A 19,035-nucleotide genomic window follows, 5' to 3' on the forward strand; every position below is an offset into this window, starting at 1 on the left:
CTTTCTTTTAATTCAAATGCTGTTTCTTCAGGAAGGATATTCAACAATAAAGTATCTGATCTTTTTCTTTCAGCTTCAATGATAATATTCGTTTTCTTGATAAAACGATATCTTCTGAACAAACCAACTGCAATAAAGAAAACAAGAACCAATGAAACTATGGAAGAAATGGTAATTATTTTTTGATTCCTTTTTTGTTGCATCATTAAATCGACTTCTGCCTGTTTCTTTGAAACCTCAAAATTAGTTCTTAGATCTGCCATTTTTTGGACTGATGTAACATTATTTACGCTGTCTCTGTATACAATATGCTTTTTATAATACTGGAAAGATTTCGGTAAATCACCTCTTTTTTCATATAAAACAGAAAGACTAAGATTTGACTTACTTATTTGCTCTTTTAGTCCTCTTTTTTGAGCCAGCTCCAAACTTCTTTTCGCATAAGCAACCGCAGTTGCCCAGTCATTTCTTTTTAAATAAATATCGGACATATAAATAAGATAATCTGAAATAGCATAATAATCTCCAAGCGTTTCGAGTATTTTTATGGCTTCACCGATGTTTTTCATTGCCAGATCATCCCTTCCCTTTTTGGCATAGACCATCCCAATATCTCCCAAAGTATAAGCCTTTCCTATTGGATAATTAACTTTCTTAAACAGTAAACCCGATTCTATAAAATAATGCAATGCCTGCTTGTATTTGTAATTCTTGGAGTACTCGTCGCCCGCATTTAACAAAGCAGTTGCCAAGGAAATAGTATCTGATGTTTTTCTTAAAATTGCAATGGATTTATTATAGTATATCTCGGCATTATTGGAATTTCCCATCACTGAATATACATCTGCTATAGAGGAATATGATGCGCCTTCTCCTGCGGCATATCCTGCTTTTATGGCGGCTTGAGCACTCTTGAAGTAAGAATCTAAAGCTTGATTCAAATTTCCGCCAAGTCTCTTTTTATTTCCTTTTTGATAATATCCCCTATGCAAATATAAATAGTTGTTTTCTGCCTTTGACAACGCGATGAGTTCTTCAGAAAACTTTAATGATAATTCAAAATTAGCAGTCTCGTTAAAAGCCAAATTTCGCAGCAATTCCAGTTTCTCAACATTATTTAAAAATTTATCGTCTTTATAAATTTTGATTAGACTATCGGCTACTTTTTGATTCTGGGCATAAACATGTAAGCCTTGAAAAAATATAAAGCATAACAAAACAATCACTTTAGTGAAATTGCCAAATAATAGAAATACCTTCATGGATTCCCAGCTAGTTTTGGGTCGATACGAAAACATTTGGGGGCTAAACCATTCTCGTAAATACTGAAATTAACAGTGTAAATATCCTGTTTATTAATCAGTCTTTCATCATTTTTTACAATTGCAGTAACAATTCCGGTGCTTCCTCCAGTCCCACTAACGGTTTTGGTATGAAAAAAATCCAAATCATCTGGATCGTTGGGATTGGGTAAATAAACGATACTGTCTATTGAAACAGTATAACCTTCGTCTTTCGTGTCACCTACCCATATGACCCGCTTATTGAGATGTACATTCGATATAAAATCCTCGATTTTCCCGTTTGGACTTTTCCCGTTATGATTGTCTCTCAATGCACATTCTTTGTCTACACTTTTTTGTGGTGGTTCATTCAATGAATAGAGTTTTTTTGCTTCTGCATTTAATTCTATTATTACAATTTTGTCCATAATATTTGATTTATTTAAATTAATACACGTGTTTTTAATAAACCTATAATTTTAATATAATGGGAAGATTCTAGGGAAGAGAAATGGATAAAACCTAGTTTATAATTTTTAAATTAGCCTTATGATTTTTTTCTAAAAAAGAAGTAAGCATTTCAGCTTTATTGAAAGATAATAGAATCAAGGATTTGACTGCAATTTGGGGTCAATGCTAAATGACTTGGAAGCATTTCCACTATCAAATACACTGAAATTAATTGTGTAGGTATCAATCTGTAGGTTCGGTGTGTTTTTTTTTACCTTACCCGTTACATTTCCTGACCTTCCACCGCTTCCGTTAAGTGTTGTGGAATCAAAAATACTCCCAGACTTAGAAACAATATTGTCTATAGCTACTGTAAATCCATTATCATTTGATGCCCCAATCCACTTTACATCATAATCGTTATATACGTTTGATAAAAAATCTTCCAAAGTTCCATTTGACGAACTTCCAGAATTATCATCGGCTATAGAACACTGGCTATCAATTTGTGATTGTGTTGGACTACTCATTCCATAAAGACCGCTAGTTTGAACAGTCAATGTGATGGTTACTTTTTTACCCATAATAATTTTATTTAAATTTTAATAAATAATAATTTTATAGGTCAATGTCTTTTTTGGAAAAGAAAAGTAACAGATAGATTTTGAGGTATTTGAAATTTAAAACATATCAAATTTAGTGATTTTATTATTTGAATCTCCATAAAATCTTAAGGATATTCTATTAAAAGGGTTAAAGCATAATTTTATTAGATAAACACACTACAAAAGAAGTATTTTTCTTAAATTTACAACAATAACTAATTGTCTTTTAATACTGTACACGTATTTTCACACTAACCTCACGATTAAAACCAAAGAAAATATGAAATTCAACCAAGAACCTATCGACTGGAAAGAAATATTCGAACTGAAAAATATTATCCTCAATTTGGTTGGTGTTGCTTTCATCACATTAGCTTTAAAAGGTTTTATGATTCCCAATAAATTTTTGGACGGAGGTGTCATAGGAGCTTCAATACTCATTCATGAAATAACACACATCTCTTTTGGCATTTTGGTACTGGTATTGAATATTCCTTTTTTATTTATTGGAAAAGCCGTTCTGGGTAAAACTTTTGCTATACAAAGTTTAATCACCTTTATAATGATATCAGCTAGTATGACATTTATAGACATTCAGCCCGTAACATCAGATCGCTTATTAATTGCTCTATTTGGAGGATGCTTAATAGGAATGGGCATGGGATTTGTTATTCGGAGTGGTGCTGCCGCAGATGGTATCGAAATACTCGCCTTATTTACTACCCGAAAAATTGGTCTAAACGTATCGGAAGTTATTTTTGGAATCAACTCAACACTATTTCTTTGTGCAGCATGGTCTTTTGGCATAAGTACAGCTTTATATTCTATAGTTACTTATTTTTCGGCTATAAAATGCCTCGATTACATTGCTCATGGAATAGAACAATACACTTCTTTACATATTATTTCATCCCAAAGTGAGGCAATAAAATCATTAATCGTACAACAATTTGGCAAAGGAATTACAGTTATTAAGGGAGAAAGAGGATATTTGCCACATGCATTTCATGAAAAAACAGATTGTGATATTATAATAACTGTTGTAACCCGATTAGAATTACTGAGAATAAAAGAAGAAGTTAGCCAATTGGATCCTCATGCTTTCATGTACATTCAATACATCAAAGAAGCAAGAGGTGGTATATTAAGAAACAAGGCCAAGCATTAGTATATGAAATCACCATGATTCCAAAACATAAACCGGAATGAAGAATGCCGATCCGAGCGTAAGCGAACAGGCGAAGCATACCATATTCCAATAAAAACAAATATTATCTTCATATGAAAAACTGGGATTTATTGTGTTATACAGTTATTAATTCATTAAAAGAGAATTTAGCCCCTTTTTTAACCTATCATGATTGGAAACATACCGAACATGTTATTAGGATGGCTGAATATATTGCTCACAAAGAGAACATGCCTGAAGAAGATGTAGTATTAATAAAAACAGCTGCTTTATTTCATGACGCTGGATTTATCAGTACTATTGCTGATGGACACGAAGAAGTAAGCATCCAGTTAGCCGAAGATAAATTACCTCAGTTTGGATACACCAAAAACGAAATTGAAATCATTGCAGGAATGATTCAGGCAACTTCTATTCCACAAGTGCCTAAAACAAAATTAGAATCCATACTGGCCGATGCCGACTTAGAGTATCTTGGTACCGATAGTTTTGAACGTATTGGAACCAATCTATATTTTGAAATAAAACATACAAACCCAAATCTAAGCATAAGCGAATGGAACGATATACAAATTAAATTCCTCCAAAGCCATCAATACCACACTCCGTATTGCATTCAATACAGAAACCCAATCAAACAAAGAAATCTTGAATTACTTATCCAGCAAAAAAACGAAAAGTAGTTTTGCTAAAAGGAATCAAACTCGATTTCAACTATTTTTTTATGTAACTAATGGTTTTTATTAGAATACATTATATTTACTTTCCTATAAAGAAATGTATATCAGATTTCTCATTTGACTTCATTTTTTAAAACTTAAAAAAATATTAAATTAAAAATTGTAATGGAAGAACTAAAGAAACTATTAATCGAGTTAGAAAACAAAATCCCTAATCAAGAATTAATAAATCCATTAGTTTCAAAATCTTCAGTAGGTTGGCATATTGAGCATTCATTACTAACCATGAACTTAGTCCTTGAATCAATACAAAAATCAAATCCGGACAATTACAAGAGAACTTTTAACTTTAATCGTTTTCTAGTATTCACTCTTAATAAAATTCCAAGAGGAAAAGTAAAAGCACCAAAAATGGTTAGACCCCAAGAGGATTTTACGACCGATTCATTAAAAAGTCATCTTGAAAAAGTAAAAAGCAATTTGGAAAAATTAGATACTCTTTCCGCAAACAATTATTTCGAACATCCTTTTATGGGACAATTGAATTTGAAGCCAACAATTCGATTTATAAAAATTCATACTAGGCATCATATTAATATTATAAAAGAGATTATCGAAAGTAAAAGTTGAAATAATAAAATACTGAAAACAAAAAATTATTCTCTTAAAAAAATATTCCTTTTTTGATATTTTAACATTGAAGTATTACTTTATAAAATAACATATATTAATTTAGTTTTAAATTAAATACAAATATAATCTATGCCTTATTGCGATTTAAAAAAACAATTACTTTCTATAGTTTCATTTACTGAAGAAGAGCTAGATAAAATTTGCGGCTATTTCGAATCCAACTCCTATTCTCCAAAAGATTTTATATTGACCACGGGTACTGTTTCAAATAAAATTCATTTTATCACTACTGGACTTATTCGTGTTTTCCACTTAAAAGAAGACAAAGAAATCACCTCGTACCTAGCCTGTGATATTGATTTTGTAACTGCTTTTTCAAGTTACATCAACCAATCTAAATCATTCGAAGCAATTCAATGTATCGAAACTACTGAGACACTTTCAATAACTTATGACAAGATGCAGGAATTGTATCAAATTATACCGAAATGCGAAAAGATAGGTCGAATTATGGCTGAACAAAATTATTTATGCATGGCTGATCGCATACTAAAACTACAAATGGTTCCTGCCAAAGAAAAATATCAAGCTTTTTTACAAACTGCACATCCCAAAATAATTCAGAGAACACCATTAATCCATATTGCCTCTTATTTAGGTATTACTCCCGAATCACTTAGCCGAATCCGGAAAAGCATTTCTTAACATATATCAAAGAGAATTAATTTTTCAATCCACATTTTTGTAATATAAAATTATAACAATTATAAAATGAAAAAAATCCTCATTATCAATGGTCATCCAAATCCTGAAAGCTTAAATTTTGGAATTGTATCTGCATACAAAAAAGGAGCACTCCAAAGCAAAGCTGAAGTACAAGAAATAACTATAGCCAATTTGCAATTCGATCCCAATTTAAAATTTGGTTATCAAAAAAGAACACCTCAAGAACCTGATCTGGTATTAGCTTGGGAAAAAATTATTTGGGCAGACCATTTAGTTTGGGTGCATCCTGTTTGGTGGGGTGGATTGCCTGCCGTTACAAAAGGGTTTATTGACCGCGTATTCTTACCGGGATTTGCATTCCAATACCGTGAAAACTCCATATTTTGGGACAAATTACTTAAAGGCAAGACTGCTCATATTATCACAACATTGGATCAACCGAGTTGGTATTACAAATTAGTTTATGGCAAGCCAAGTGTTAATATGCTAAAAAAAACAACACTGGGTTTTTGTGGTGCAAAAACAAAAAAGGTAACTTACATCGGAATCATAAAAACTGCAGATGCCACTTTGCGTTCCAAATGGTTAGACAAAGTAGAAAAACTGGGTTTGAAATTGAGTTGATTACTATAAAGTACATTTCAATTAACTAAAACCTCGATTCAACAATCAATAATTTGAAAAATAGTTAAGCTAGGATTTCCTAACAGGTTTCCAAATCTGTTAGGGTAAAATCCTCCATTTTTATTGAACTTTTAAATTCTGCTGAACACAAAAAAGGTATACAATAATTAACTTCCAGAATGTATCTTTTACAAATACAAGAGATGTTTTTTTATTATATGCCTGCCTATTACTACACAAACAAAATGCTAACAAACAAAATTGCAATTAATTAAAAATCATGCATTTACAATTTTATATAATTAATTTTCAGTATTTTTGTTAAGACATTTATTAAACTAAGCATCTCTACCCCAACGAGATAAATTAAAAAGATTTATTTTTTCAGGACTCCCCTTCCTATTTATATATTGTACACTTTTATCAATTTGTATGATGTTTTTTAAATTTAGAATATAACCAAACAACAATCTTAATTTATGTAAATGGAAAACAAATCTCTTTTAAAATCAGCAATTTTAATGGTAATCATAACACTTTGCGTGGTGCTATGTTGGGAAATTTATCTTCGAAATCTTGGTGTAAACAATTCCTACGATGATGGTCCTCCCTTATGGTCTTATAGTAGAGAAAAAGTCTATCAATCGCCAAGTTCAACAGTCGTCTTTATAGGCTCTTCAAGAAATAAATATGATTTAGACATTGCAACGTGGAAAAACCAAACGGGTTTTGATGCTGTACAATTAGCAATTGAAGGTAGTTGTCCAAGACCAATATTAGAAGATTTAGCCAATGATCCTAATTTTAAAGGAAAACTTATCATAGATGTAACCGAAGGATTATTTTTCTCGAATGCTCCGCCAAATAATGAAAAACCAATAGAAAACATTAAATACTATCACGACAGAACTCCTGCACAACAAGCTAGTTTTGTATTAAACGAACCTTTAGAATCATTTTTTGTATTTCTCGATAAAGATAATTTTTCGCTTAATGCAAAAATGGATGAAATGGAAATTCCAAGTCGACCTGGAGTATTTATGATGCCAATATTTCCATGGGAATTTAATCGCAACACATTTGATAGGCAATCTGCAATGACCAAAGATTTTGTAACCGACCCTAAACTATGCGATCAAGTAAAAGGAGTTTGGCATTTCTTTAGTGAAATGAATAAACATGCACCTCGAATGCCTGAAAAAGGATTAAATGATATTTTCAAATCTGTAAAAATAGCTATCGATAAAATAAAATCAAGAGGTGGAGAAGTAATATTTGTCAGAACCCCATCAAGCGGTCCATATTACGAAGGTGAGAATATGGCATTCCCAAGAGAAAAATATTGGAACAAATTACTTCAAATAACCAATTGCCCCGGAATTCATTTTAAAGATTACCCAGCAATTGCCAACTTTAATTGTCCTGAATTTTCACATTTAAGTCCTGCAGATGCCAAAATCTTCACTCAGCATTTCATTGAAATTCTTAAGAATGAAAAAGGTTGGGAATTTCCATTTTCCAAAAATTCAAATTAATACCCTGTAATTATGATATTCAACTCTTATACGTTTGTAGCCTTTTTTATAATTATACTTGTTTTACACCATCTTCCCATTTCATGGAAATTAAAAAAAATAAACTTGCTTATTGCCAGTTATATATTTTATGCTGTTTGGAATCCCCCGTTCATACTATTGCTATGGCTTTCTACAGTGATTGACTTTTTTGTAGGTCGAGCACTTTTTACCCAAAACAATCCTCATAAGAAAAAATTTCTTTTGGTAATAAGCTTAATTGGTAATTTAGGAATGCTTTGTTTTTTTAAGTATGGTACTTTCTTACTTGAAAATTTTGTTTCGTTTGTCAATCTTTTTGGCTTAGAATATCATCCAGCAACACCAAATATTATACTTCCTGCTGGAATTTCATTCTACACTTTCACTACTTTATGTTACACTATAGATATGTATCATAAAAGAAGTGAACCCGTAAAGTCAATGCTAGATTTTTCTTTGTTTGTTACATTCTTTCCACATTTAGTGGCTGGTCCTATTGTACGTCCTCCACAACTGGTTCCTCAATTTGAAACCGAAAGAATTGCTTCAAAAAAACAAATGTTTGACGGCTTATTATTACTATCATTGGGTTTATTTATGAAGGTAGTTTTAGCTGATGGAATGCTATCGGCTACAGCCGATGCTGTATTTAATTCCAATGATGCTTTACCGGCATTGGATGCATGGATAGGTGTTTTGGCTTTTTCTGGTCAAATATTCTTGGACTTTGCCGGATATTCTACCTGTGCAATTGGAGTAGCCTTGTGTTTAGGTTTTGTATTGCCACAAAATTTCAATTACCCATATGCTGCGATCGGTTTTTCTGATTTTTGGAGACGTTGGCACATTACATTATCTAGCTGGCTCAAAGATTATTTATACATTCCTCTTGGAGGAAATCGTCATGGTAAATTCCGAACCTATTATGCGCTAATGCTCACTATGTTATTAGGAGGACTTTGGCATGGTGCAAACTGGACATTTGTTGCTTGGGGTGGTTTGCATGGTCTTTATTTATGGATTGAAAAATACCTTAGAGACAGTAAAAAAGACAATCTACACAAAAACGATAATGCAACAAAAGACAGTGGATGGGTTGGCTTTTTTTACGCACTACTCACTTTCATGTTAGTAAACATTACATGGGTATTTTTCCGCTCAGATACGTTTTCTAAAGCATGGCAAATGTTAATTTCAATGTCCGGAAACGAAACGGATGGAAAAGCACTATTGACCACATTAGCAATTATTAAAGTCTCGGTCATAATCCCCGCAATAGTAGTCACGCATTGGTTTATGAAAAACACTAAAGTACTCGATGTGGCACATAACCTAAGCTGGTGGAAACTTGGAATAGCATGGTCCACAATTATGTTATTATTGATATGGTCCCAAGAAAGTGGAAGTTCTTTTATTTATTTTCAGTTTTAATCTAAAACAACTTTCCATTCTATTTAAAAATATTTTTTGATTTTATAAAAAAGTAAGTAAAGTTCAACCAATTAAATAAAAAAAAGATGAAAACAATTTTGACAATGTTTGTGGCAATGCTAGCCTTAAGTTTCACATCCTGCAAAAAAGAAAGTGATAAAGAAGCAACACCAGCCGAAAGCTCCCCAGAAAAAGTAGCAGTAAAAGAAGAACCTGCTTTTGAACCCTTTAAAGTTATGGTTATAACCCATACCGTAAAAGATTTTGATACTTGGAAAAAAGCATTTGACGAGCACGAAAGTGTTAGAACTGCAAGCGGATTGACATTAAGAGCTTTGGGAAGAGATATGGATAACCCAAATAAAGTCTATGTTTTCTTGAATATGGAAGATTTACAAAAAGCCAAAGATTTTGCCGCCAATCCTGAATTAAAAGAAAGAATGAAAAAAGGAGGTGTAACCAGTGCTCCTGAATTCATATATGCCGATGTAATACGGTTTGAAGAATCACCTGCTACATTAAAAGGAAGAGTGCGGATTGGACATAAAGTAAAAGATTTTGATGCCTGGTTAAAAGGATATGATGCCGAAGGCAAAGAAACCAGAATGGTCAATGGATTAGTTGACAGAGCTATTTCCAGAAGTATAGATGACCCAAATATGGTTTATGTAACTTTTGCCATAAGCGATTTAGAGAAAGCAAAAGCGAGAATAAAAGACCCCGCTTTGAAAAAAATCATGACGGATGCTGGCGTAATAGGTAAACCTGATGTTGTTTTCTATAATGCGGTAGAATAAAGAACACCTATTCAAAAATGCCAAACAAACTTATTTTATACCATTTAAGTTTGTTTGGCTTTTTTGCGTAAGGGATTGAGGCGATATCCTTTATTTTTTTTCTTTAAAAAATAAAGATAAAGCCGAAAGCCCGGCTCCATAGTTGAAAATTAAGGAAGAACGACCGTAATTTTCAACTGTGGAGCTACGCCCCAATCAATATTGTAATTGCTGATTATCGTTTATTAATCGCGCTTTATAGAATGTAAAGTATTTCAACGTTTATAGGCTTTGCCACGCAAAATAAAAACTATAAATTAGCACTTTAATAATTATATAAAAAAAACAATGAAAAATACTGCTTTAACGCACATACATGAGGGTTTGGGAGCGAAAATGCTACCGTTTGCTGGATACAATATGCCTATTCTTTATGAAGGGGTGAATGCAGAACACGAAACGGTTCGAAATGCAGTAGGTGTTTTTGATGTGTCGCACATGGGAGAATTTATACTTTCTGGTCCAAATGCATTGGCTTTAATACAAAAAGTAACTTCAAATGATGCTGCGACTTTGACTATTGGAAGAGCCCAATATTCTTGTTTGCCTAATAATGAAGGCGGAATTGTAGATGATTTAATTATCTATAAAATGAAAGAAGAACAATATTTATTAGTTGTAAATGCTTCTAATATTGAAAAAGATTGGGATTGGATTTCGGCTCACAATGATTTGGGTGTTGAAATGAAAAATCTTTCGGATGATTATTCTTTATTGGCGATACAAGGACCAAAAGCGGTTGAGGCGATGCAATCTTTATCATCTATAGATTTATCAGCCATTGCTTATTACCATTTTGAAGTAGCTGACTTTGCAGGTTTTCCTAATGTAATCATCTCGGCAACTGGTTATACAGGTTCAGGTGGATTTGAAATCTATTGCAAGAACGACGAAGTAGAAACAATTTGGAACAAAGTTTTTGAGGCTGGAGCTGCTTACGATATTAAACCTATTGGATTGGCAGCTAGAGATACTTTGCGATTGGAAATGGGGTTCTGTTTATACGGTAACGACATCAACGATACAACATCACCTCTAGAAGCTGGTTTAGGATGGATTACTAAATTCAATAAAGAATTCACTAATTCTGATAATTTAAAAAAGCAAAAAGAAGAAGGTGTAACCAAAAAATTAGTAGCTTTCGAAATGCAAGAGCGTGCAGTGCCAAGACACGATTATGAAATAGTTGATGGTTCTGGAGCTGTAATTGGAATTGTAACATCTGGAACTATGTCTCCATCTATGAACAAAGGAATCGGTTTAGGATATGTTACAACAGCCAACAGTACAGTTGACAGTGATATTTATATCCGAATTAGAAAAAATGATGTCCCTGCCAAAGTGGTAAAACTCCCGTTTTATAAAAAATAAGTGTTTGTATGAAAAAAATCACATTTGTATTTCTGTTTTCCACATTCTCTCTATTTGCGCAAAATAGTGATACAAGTTGTGATATTTTATTCAAAATAAATAAATTACTACAAAAAGAGCATTTTAGCCCAAAGCCGGTAAACGACAGTTTATCGGCTTATCTTTTTGATGAATTATTTGATGAATTAGATCCCTCCAGAAACATTTTTTTAAAATCACAAGTAGATACATTATCCAAGAAATATAGACTGAACCTAGACAATCTCATCTTGAAGAAAGATTGTTTTTTTATTACGGATATAAAAAGTGAGTATAAAAAATCACTACTAAGAAATAAATCTATTTTTGAAAAACTCAACCGAGAAACTATTGATTTCAACATAAAAGACACTATTCGTTTCAAACAAAGAAACTTTAATTTCTATCTAAAAGAGAATGATGTTGAGAAAGCCCTAAATAAAAAAATCAGGTTTGAAGTATTCAATGATATCTCTGAAAAAAGCAAAAACTTAGATTCGTTGAAACTCAATTTTAATTCGATGAGTCATACATCTAAAAAGAGCATTATAGAGAATGAACTTTGCAAAATCAATGCTTTACTTTCTGATAACAAATCATTTGAAGACAATCTTTTTAATATTTTTTGTGGTTATTTTGACCCTCATACTAATTATTTCAGTAACGATACCAAATCAAGTTTCGTATCTACTTTATCCAAAGAAAGACTTTCATTGGGATTAGACGTCAGTCTAAATGATAAAAACGAAATTATTGTAGACGAAATTGATCCAAATGGACCAGCTTTTAGAACTGGAAAAATCAAAAAAGGAGATAAAATTATTGCAGTATCCAATCAAAAAGAAACACTAGAAGTTTCCTGTTCCTCTTTAGAATCCATAGCCACTCTAATGTCATCGGAGCTGAACACCAATATAACATTAACCATTAAACGGAATTCTGGAAAGAGTTTCAAAGTCAATATTGAGAAACAAGTTCTAAAAGATGAAGAAAACACTGTATATAGTTTTATAATCGACAAAGACATCAAAATAGGTTATATAAAAATACCTAGTTTCTATTCTAATTTTGAAGGAGGAAACAGTAAGGGTTGCGCTCAAGATGTTGCCAAAGAAACCATTAAATTGATGAAAGACAATATCAAAGGATTGGTTCTTGATTTGAATGACAATGGAGGTGGCTCTATGGAAGAAGCAGTAAAATTAGCCGGTTTATTCATTGATTACGGACCAATATCCATCGTGGTTGATAACAAAAAGGAATTATCCGTGATAAACGACCCATATAGAGGTGTTATTTACAAAGGTCCAATTATAATTATCATTAATGGTAATTCAGCCTCAGCAAGCGAATTTTTTGCTTCAATAATGCAAGATTACAACCGAGCACTTTTGATAGGAAGCACTACCCTAGGAAAAGCTACTATGCAAACTATTGTTCCTTTAGAAAAAAATGACGATCAACATTTTGTAAAACTAACCATTAGTAAATTTTACAGGATTACTGGAAAAAGTCATCAGGCTGTGGGAGTTATACCCGATGTTCAAATTCCAACAATTTACCAAGACGTTTTTCAAAAAGAAAGCGGATTTCCTACTGCTTTAAAAAATGAAAGCTTAAAATCAAGAATTCGTTTTACACCTTATGTAAGCAATGAATTGATTGAATCTCTTGCCCAAAAAAGCAGAAACAGAGTTGCTCAAGATTCCTATTTCAATTCCATAATTACTCTTAATTCGAAGATTGATGATGTGATAAAGAAATCCAAGTTTGAAATTCCAATGACCTTGGAAGCGGTTTTTGAGAACCAAAATAACATTAACAGTCTATCCGAAGAAATCAGTAATTTCAAAACTGATGATTTGAATTTAAATGTATCCAATTCAGAATACAACAAATCATTACTCGAAATTTACCCTTCACTTATCGACTATAACAAAATGCAACTCGATAATCTAAAATCCAATCACTATCTTAATGAAGCAATAGCCATTATAGCTGATTATAAAACATTAAAAACAAAATAAAACGAACTAATTACACACTATTTTGCAAAAGATTTTCAATAGGCTTTTGGAAAAATAAGGAATAGCTGTATTTTTGCGGTTCAAAATAACAATAAGAAATGGGAAGAGCATTTGAGTTCCGAAAAGGTAGAAAAATGAAACGTTGGTCAGCAATGGCCAAAGCCTTTACCAGAATTGGTAAAGATATTGTAATGGCAGTAAAAGAAGGTGGTCCAAATCCTGAAGCCAATTCAAGATTAAGAGCCGTTATTCAAAATGCCAAGGCAGCCAACATGCCTAAAGATAATGTCGAACGCGCTATCAAAAAAGCAACCGATAAGGACACTGCCAACTATAAAGAAGTATTATTTGAAGGCTACGCTCCTCATGGAATTGCACTTTTAATTGAGACTGCTACTGATAACAACAACAGAACTGTTGCAAACGTTAGAAGTTATTTCAACAAATGTAATGGAACTATGGGAACTCAAGGTTCTGTAGAATTCATGTTTGATCATACTTGTAATTTTAGAATCCCGAAAGAAGGTATTGATCCAGAAGAATTAGAATTAGAACTAATTGATTTTGGAGCAGAAGAAGTTTTTGAAGATGAAGACGGAATTTTAATTTACGCTCCTTTTGGTAGTTTTGGAACTATTCAAAAGGAATTAGAGAGCAGAAAATTAGAAATATTATCTTCTGGTTTTGAGAGAATTCCACAAATTACAAAAAAATTAACCGAAGCTGAAATGGCCGATGTTGAAAAATTAATTGAAAAAATGGAAGAAGATGATGACGTGATGAACGTTTATCATACAATGGAAGAGTAATTCTTTCGGCTTCATAAATAATTAAAGCTCTAGAATTTCTAGAGCTTTTTTTGCATTAAAAAGGCTAAACTTTTAAGTCTAGCCTTTTTAATTTACTAAAAAACAAAATATTTATTTAACCGTCAACTTTTGCGTATTTGAATTTTGAGTTGAATTAGTAACTTTCAACAAATAAGTACCTTCAGGAAGAGTAGTAATATCAATCTGATTTTTATTACCAGAAAATACTTTTTCTCCTTGTTCAGAATAGATTTCAGAAGATTTAATTACTTTTGTTTCAACAGGATTATACAACACTAATTCTGGCTTCACAGAGACAGCATTACTTGTTTTAACAGACTCCTCTACCGCAATTTGTCCAACTTTTTTAGACGCATTTACTACTGCAAAATCATTTGGCGCTAAAATTGAAGTATTATTATACAATCTTACTACTTCATCACCAGACAAAACAACATCGTATATCTTTAAATCATCAATGTCGGCATTAATACTTACTGATGTTCCCATTCTCCCAATGGCAAAAACTAAACCAGAAGTCATTTTTTTTGGACTTATTGAAGCTTTTATCAACTTACCGTTTCTATAAATCTTTGATGTAAGACCATCATAAGTAACTACATAATTATACCATGTATTTTGGGCAATAGTAGTAGTTACCATTACATCATTTGCTACTCCGCTTCCAGCAAGATTTAAATCAGATTTGGAAGTAATTGCACCTTGCTGTAACAAACCAAAATAGCCTGCATTGTAATAAGAACCATAACCCCAAATATAATTTACAATAGCGATATCATTATATTTAACCCAAATTGAAACTGTTCTTGATGAATTAGCAACAGGTAAATTAAGTGCGGTCATTTCAATAACGCTGTTCGTAACCCTAATAGCACTATTGGCAGTCCCTGTTCTATCACTTACAAATTTAATATCACCCGAAAATGAAATATCATTATTAATATTACCAAGGGTGCCGTCAAAATTAAATTCTTGAATTGGTGTTTGAGCATTAGCTAAAAAAGTAAATACAAACACAACAGTAAAGAGTAGTACTTTTTTCATAAGTTGCTGGTTTTAAATTTACATAATAAATAACATAGTCTCATTTATTAATATCAAAGTTAAGGCTAGATAATGCCTATACCTAAATATTCCGACTAAGAGTTAAAATACTCGTCAAATCCACTAAAAGCAATAAAAAATAACAATCACTCCAATATTCTTAAAAAACAACAACATTATCAACACAAAAACAACAAATTTACATCGTTTTATTCATTTATTTAATAAAACTTTAAGACAACAGCAAAAAAAAATCACTACCTGACTCTCTATCACCCTAATTTTAGACACAAAAAAACTCCAGTTTAGAGCTGGAGTTTTATATTTGAAAAAGTTATATTTTATTTTATAAATTCAACTTTTTGAGCTTCTTCTTCATTAATACTATCAAAAAATCCTTGATCATTCATCCATTCATCACTAAACACTTTACTCATATAGCGAGAACCATGATCAGGAAAGATAGCAACGACATTACTGTTTTCATCAAACTCTCCTTCTTCGGCATATTGCTTGATTGCCTGCATTACAGCTCCTGAAGTATAACCAACAAATAAACCTTCTTTTCTGGTAATCTCTCTTGCTGAGTGAGCACTTTCTTCGTCTGATACTTTGATAAATTTATCTATAATATCAAAATCTGTAGCTGATGGGATTAAATTTTTGCCTAATCCTTCTATTCGATAAGGGTAGATTTCATCATTATCAAATTCTTTAGTTTCATGATATTTTTTAAGAACTGATCCAAAAGCATCAACTCCAAGCACCTTAACATTAGGATTTTGCTCTTTTAGATATTTAGCCGTCCCAGAAATTGTTCCTCCAGTCCCACTACATGCCACAAGATGAGTGATTCTACCATTTGTTTGTTTCCAAATTTCAGGGCCAGTCGACTTATAATGCGCATCAATATTTAATTGATTAAAATATTGATTAATATAAACAGACCCTTTTGTTTCTTCATGCAAGCGTTTGGCTACATTATAATAAGATCTATCATCGTCTGCAGAAACATGTGCCGGGCAAACATATACTTTGGCACCCAAACTCCTTAACATATCAATCTTATCTTTTGAAGATTTTGAACTTACCGCAAGAATACAGTTGTATCCTTTTATGATGCTTACCATTGCTAAGCTAAATCCTGTATTACCAGAAGTTGTTTCAATAATGGTATCACCTGGAGACAAAATGCCTCTTTTTTCTGCTTCTTCGATGATATATAAAGCTATTCTATCTTTCGATGAGTGTCCCGGATTGAAGGATTCTACTTTTGCATAGAAATTTCCTTTTAAATTCTCGGTTACACTGTTTAGTTTAATAAGTGGAGTATTACCTATTAACTCTAAAACATTATTATAAGCATTTATTTCTTCTTTCATAAAAAAATAGTTTATCTGAGAGCATTTTTTTAATTCACCCCGATATGATGCAAATCTAACAAAAAAAATCTAATTAGATTTCAATTTTCTCTAAATCTAATAAAAAACTATACTCTTTTGCCAATTCCTTAATGGCTTCAAAGCGACCAGACGCTCCACCATGGCCTGCATCCATATTTGTATCCAAAAACAAGATGTTATTATCTGTTTTCAAAGCACGCAATTTCGCAACCCACTTAGCTGGTTCCCAGTACTGTACCTGAGAATCATGCAGTCCAGTTGAAACATACATATTTGGGTATTTTTGTGGCAATACATTATCATACGGAGAATAAGACAACATGTAATCATAGTACTTTCGAACATTTGGATTACCCCATTCATCATATTCTCCCGTTGTAAGTGGAATACTATTATCGAGCATCGTAGTTATAACATCCACAAAAGCAACTTGTGCAATAACTCCATTGTATAATTCAGGAGCCATATTTACAACAACTCCCATCAATAAACCACCAGCTGAACCTCCTTCTGCATACAAATGTTGAGGAGAAGTATATTTTTCGGCTATTAAAAATTTGGAACAATCTATAAAATCGGTAAATGTATTTTTCTTTTTCAATAATTTACCGTCTTCATACCATTGTCTTCCCAAATCTTCCCCGCCACGTATGTGCGCGATGGCAAAAACAAATCCCCTGTCCAATAAAGTCAGTCGAGTTGACGAAAAAGTGGCATCCATAGAATGTCCATAAGAACCATAAGCATATTGAAGCAACGGATTATTACCATCTTTCTTCAAACCTTTTCTATAAACCATAGAAATTGGGATTTTAACCCCATCTTCTGCAGTTGCCCAAACACGTTCTTCGGTATAGTTATTTTTATCAAACTTTCCACCAAGTACTTCTTGCTCTTTTTTGATTTCCTTAGTTTTGGTCTTCATATTAAAATCAATAATTGAAGATGGAGTTGTCATCGACTGGTACCCATAACGCAATATATCGGTATCAAAATCAACATTAGAAGTCGCATAAGCTGTATAGGTTTCACTTTCAAAAGGAAGATAATACTCCCCCTCTCCGCTCCAAGGCATAATTCTAATTTTATTCAAACCGTTTTCACGTTCTTCTACAACCAAAAAATCTTTGAATATCTCTATATCTTCCAGCAAAACATCATTTCTGTGTGCTATGACTTCTTCCCAATTAGCTTTAGAAGTTTTATTTACTGAAGTTTTCATCAGTTTGAAATTCTCGGCTTTATCCTTATTGGTCATAATATAAAAACTATCCCCATAATGATTAATACTGTATTCCATTCCTCGAACCCGTTTCTGGAAAATCTTAAATTCTCCGTCTGGATTATCGGCATCCAGAATTTGGTATTCTGTGGTCAAAGTGCTGTCCGATTCAATCGCTAAATACTTTTGCGATTTAGACTTTGCTATTTCCACATTGAAAGTTTCATCTTCCTCAAAATAAACCAATACATCATCAGTTTGTTTTGCACCTAATTTATGTTTAAAAATTTTATGTGAACGCAAGGTAACATCGTCCTGATCCGAGTAAAAAATCGTTTTATTGTCATTGGCCCAAACGGCACTTCCTGTAACGTTTTCTATTTTATCTTCTAAAATTTCGTTGGTTTCCAGATTTTTTATCTGAATGGTATAAATTCTTCTGCCAACGATATCATAACTAAAAAGCGCTAATTTATTATCTGGACTAACACTCAATGCTCCTAACTGAAAATAAGGCTTGTCCTTAGCCATTTCATTGCAATTGAAAAGTATTTCTTCCTTCGCAGAAAGGCTTTCTTTTTTTCGGGAATAAATTGGGTAATCTTGTCCTTTTTCATAGCGGGTAATATAATAATACCCATTGTACAAATAAGGAACCGACTGATCATCTTCCTTAATTCGCCCTTTCATTTCTTCAAAAAGAGCTACTTGAAAATCTTTGGTATGCGCCGTTTTTTCTTGATAATAGGCATTTTCTTGATTGAGATAATCAATAACTTCAGGGTTTTCTCTGTCGTTTAACCAAAAATAATTATCGATTCTGACTTCACCAAATTTCTTTAATTTCTTAGGGATAACTTTAGCTACAGGAGGTAAACTATTTTCTGGCATTGTTTGCGAGTGGTTTTAGTATTTAAAAGGCAAAAATAACACAAAGCGATTTTAAATCGAATTCGTTTTTTATCTTATTTAACGTTTTTGAATATCAAATTCAGTAATTTTGTTTTTCAATAATTTAAAAATCACCAAAATGGATTTAATGGGAATGATGGGTAAACTTAGAGAAACCCAACAAAAAATCGAAGATACTAAAAAACGTTTAGACAC

At 32.3% G+C, this 19,035-nt stretch carries 17 protein-coding genes; 11 read left to right on the plus strand and 6 right to left on the minus strand.

What is annotated here, in order from left to right; all coding sequences use genetic code 11:
• The 3 genes from VFS71_RS15560 to VFS71_RS15570 all read right to left on the minus strand — a co-directional run.
• Positions 1–1,262 (minus strand): tetratricopeptide repeat protein (locus VFS71_RS15560; protein WP_326402398.1); only part of this gene is annotated, 1,262 nt, incomplete at its 3' end.
• Positions 1,259–1,711 (minus strand): hypothetical protein, encoded by a 453-nt coding sequence (locus VFS71_RS15565; RefSeq protein WP_326402400.1) that lies wholly within the window; start codon positions 1,709–1,711, stop codon positions 1,259–1,261. The genes VFS71_RS15560 and VFS71_RS15565, both read right to left, overlap by 4 nt.
• Before the next feature lie 177 nt (positions 1,712–1,888).
• Positions 1,889–2,317: a hypothetical protein gene (locus VFS71_RS15570; RefSeq protein WP_326402401.1), complete on the minus strand. Its 429-nt coding sequence runs from the start codon at positions 2,315–2,317 to the stop codon at positions 1,889–1,891.
• A gap of 301 nt (positions 2,318–2,618) precedes the next feature.
• Here VFS71_RS15570 and VFS71_RS15575 point away from each other — a divergent pair, with 301 nt between their 5' ends.
• The 11 genes from VFS71_RS15575 to VFS71_RS15625 all read left to right on the plus strand — a co-directional run bounded on the left by VFS71_RS15575 (position 2,619) and on the right by VFS71_RS15625 (position 14,238).
• The gene (locus VFS71_RS15575; RefSeq protein ID WP_326402403.1) at positions 2,619–3,506 is read left to right on the plus strand and encodes a YitT family protein; all 888 of its coding nucleotides are present in this window, start codon (positions 2,619–2,621) and stop codon (positions 3,504–3,506) included.
• A 113-nt stretch (positions 3,507–3,619) separates the two neighbouring features.
• Positions 3,620–4,210: an HD domain-containing protein gene (locus VFS71_RS15580; RefSeq protein ID WP_326402405.1), complete on the plus strand. Its 591-nt coding sequence runs from the start codon at positions 3,620–3,622 to the stop codon at positions 4,208–4,210.
• Between the two features lie 162 nt (positions 4,211–4,372).
• Entirely contained in the window at positions 4,373–4,837 is a 465-nt protein-coding gene (locus tag VFS71_RS15585) for a DUF1569 domain-containing protein (RefSeq protein WP_326402407.1), read from the plus strand.
• Between the two features lie 132 nt (positions 4,838–4,969).
• A complete protein-coding gene (locus VFS71_RS15590) occupies positions 4,970–5,545 on the plus strand; it encodes a Crp/Fnr family transcriptional regulator (RefSeq protein WP_326402409.1) in 576 nt (191 codons plus the stop codon).
• 66 nt (positions 5,546–5,611) lie between these two features.
• The gene (locus VFS71_RS15595; RefSeq protein WP_326402411.1) at positions 5,612–6,190 is read left to right on the plus strand and encodes an NAD(P)H-dependent oxidoreductase; all 579 of its coding nucleotides are present in this window, start codon (positions 5,612–5,614) and stop codon (positions 6,188–6,190) included.
• A 485-nt stretch (positions 6,191–6,675) separates the two neighbouring features.
• Entirely contained in the window at positions 6,676–7,725 is a 1,050-nt protein-coding gene (locus VFS71_RS15600) for a hypothetical protein (protein ID WP_326402413.1), read from the plus strand.
• A 12-nt stretch (positions 7,726–7,737) separates the two neighbouring features.
• A complete protein-coding gene (locus VFS71_RS15605) occupies positions 7,738–9,177 on the plus strand; it encodes an MBOAT family O-acyltransferase (RefSeq protein ID WP_326402415.1) in 1,440 nt (479 codons plus the stop codon).
• An 86-nt stretch (positions 9,178–9,263) separates the two neighbouring features.
• The gene (locus VFS71_RS15610; protein WP_326402417.1) at positions 9,264–9,974 is read left to right on the plus strand and encodes a hypothetical protein; all 711 of its coding nucleotides are present in this window, start codon (positions 9,264–9,266) and stop codon (positions 9,972–9,974) included.
• A 327-nt stretch (positions 9,975–10,301) separates the two neighbouring features.
• Positions 10,302–11,384 (plus strand): glycine cleavage system aminomethyltransferase GcvT, encoded by a 1,083-nt coding sequence (gcvT, locus tag VFS71_RS15615; RefSeq protein WP_326402418.1) that lies wholly within the window; start codon positions 10,302–10,304, stop codon positions 11,382–11,384.
• 8 nt (positions 11,385–11,392) lie between these two features.
• The gene (locus VFS71_RS15620; RefSeq protein WP_326402419.1) at positions 11,393–13,429 is read left to right on the plus strand and encodes a S41 family peptidase; all 2,037 of its coding nucleotides are present in this window, start codon (positions 11,393–11,395) and stop codon (positions 13,427–13,429) included.
• A gap of 98 nt (positions 13,430–13,527) precedes the next feature.
• Positions 13,528–14,238, plus strand: a complete 711-nt coding sequence (locus VFS71_RS15625; RefSeq protein WP_326402420.1) for a YebC/PmpR family DNA-binding transcriptional regulator — start codon at positions 13,528–13,530, stop codon at positions 14,236–14,238.
• A 111-nt stretch (positions 14,239–14,349) separates the two neighbouring features.
• On the opposite strand, the gene VFS71_RS15630 is transcribed toward VFS71_RS15625, so the two are convergent.
• The 3 genes from VFS71_RS15630 to VFS71_RS15640 form a co-directional block, all read right to left on the minus strand.
• Positions 14,350–15,303 (minus strand): LamG domain-containing protein, encoded by a 954-nt coding sequence (locus VFS71_RS15630; protein WP_326402421.1) that lies wholly within the window; start codon positions 15,301–15,303, stop codon positions 14,350–14,352.
• 341 nt (positions 15,304–15,644) lie between these two features.
• Positions 15,645–16,685, minus strand: a complete 1,041-nt coding sequence (locus VFS71_RS15635; protein WP_326402423.1) for a cysteine synthase family protein — start codon at positions 16,683–16,685, stop codon at positions 15,645–15,647.
• A gap of 73 nt (positions 16,686–16,758) precedes the next feature.
• Positions 16,759–18,819 (minus strand): S9 family peptidase, encoded by a 2,061-nt coding sequence (locus VFS71_RS15640; protein WP_326402425.1) that lies wholly within the window; start codon positions 18,817–18,819, stop codon positions 16,759–16,761.
• Positions 18,820–19,035 lie beyond the last annotated feature (216 nt).

This window comes from Flavobacterium sp. (genome assembly GCF_035760125.1).
GTDB lineage: Bacteria > Bacteroidota > Bacteroidia > Flavobacteriales > Flavobacteriaceae > Flavobacterium.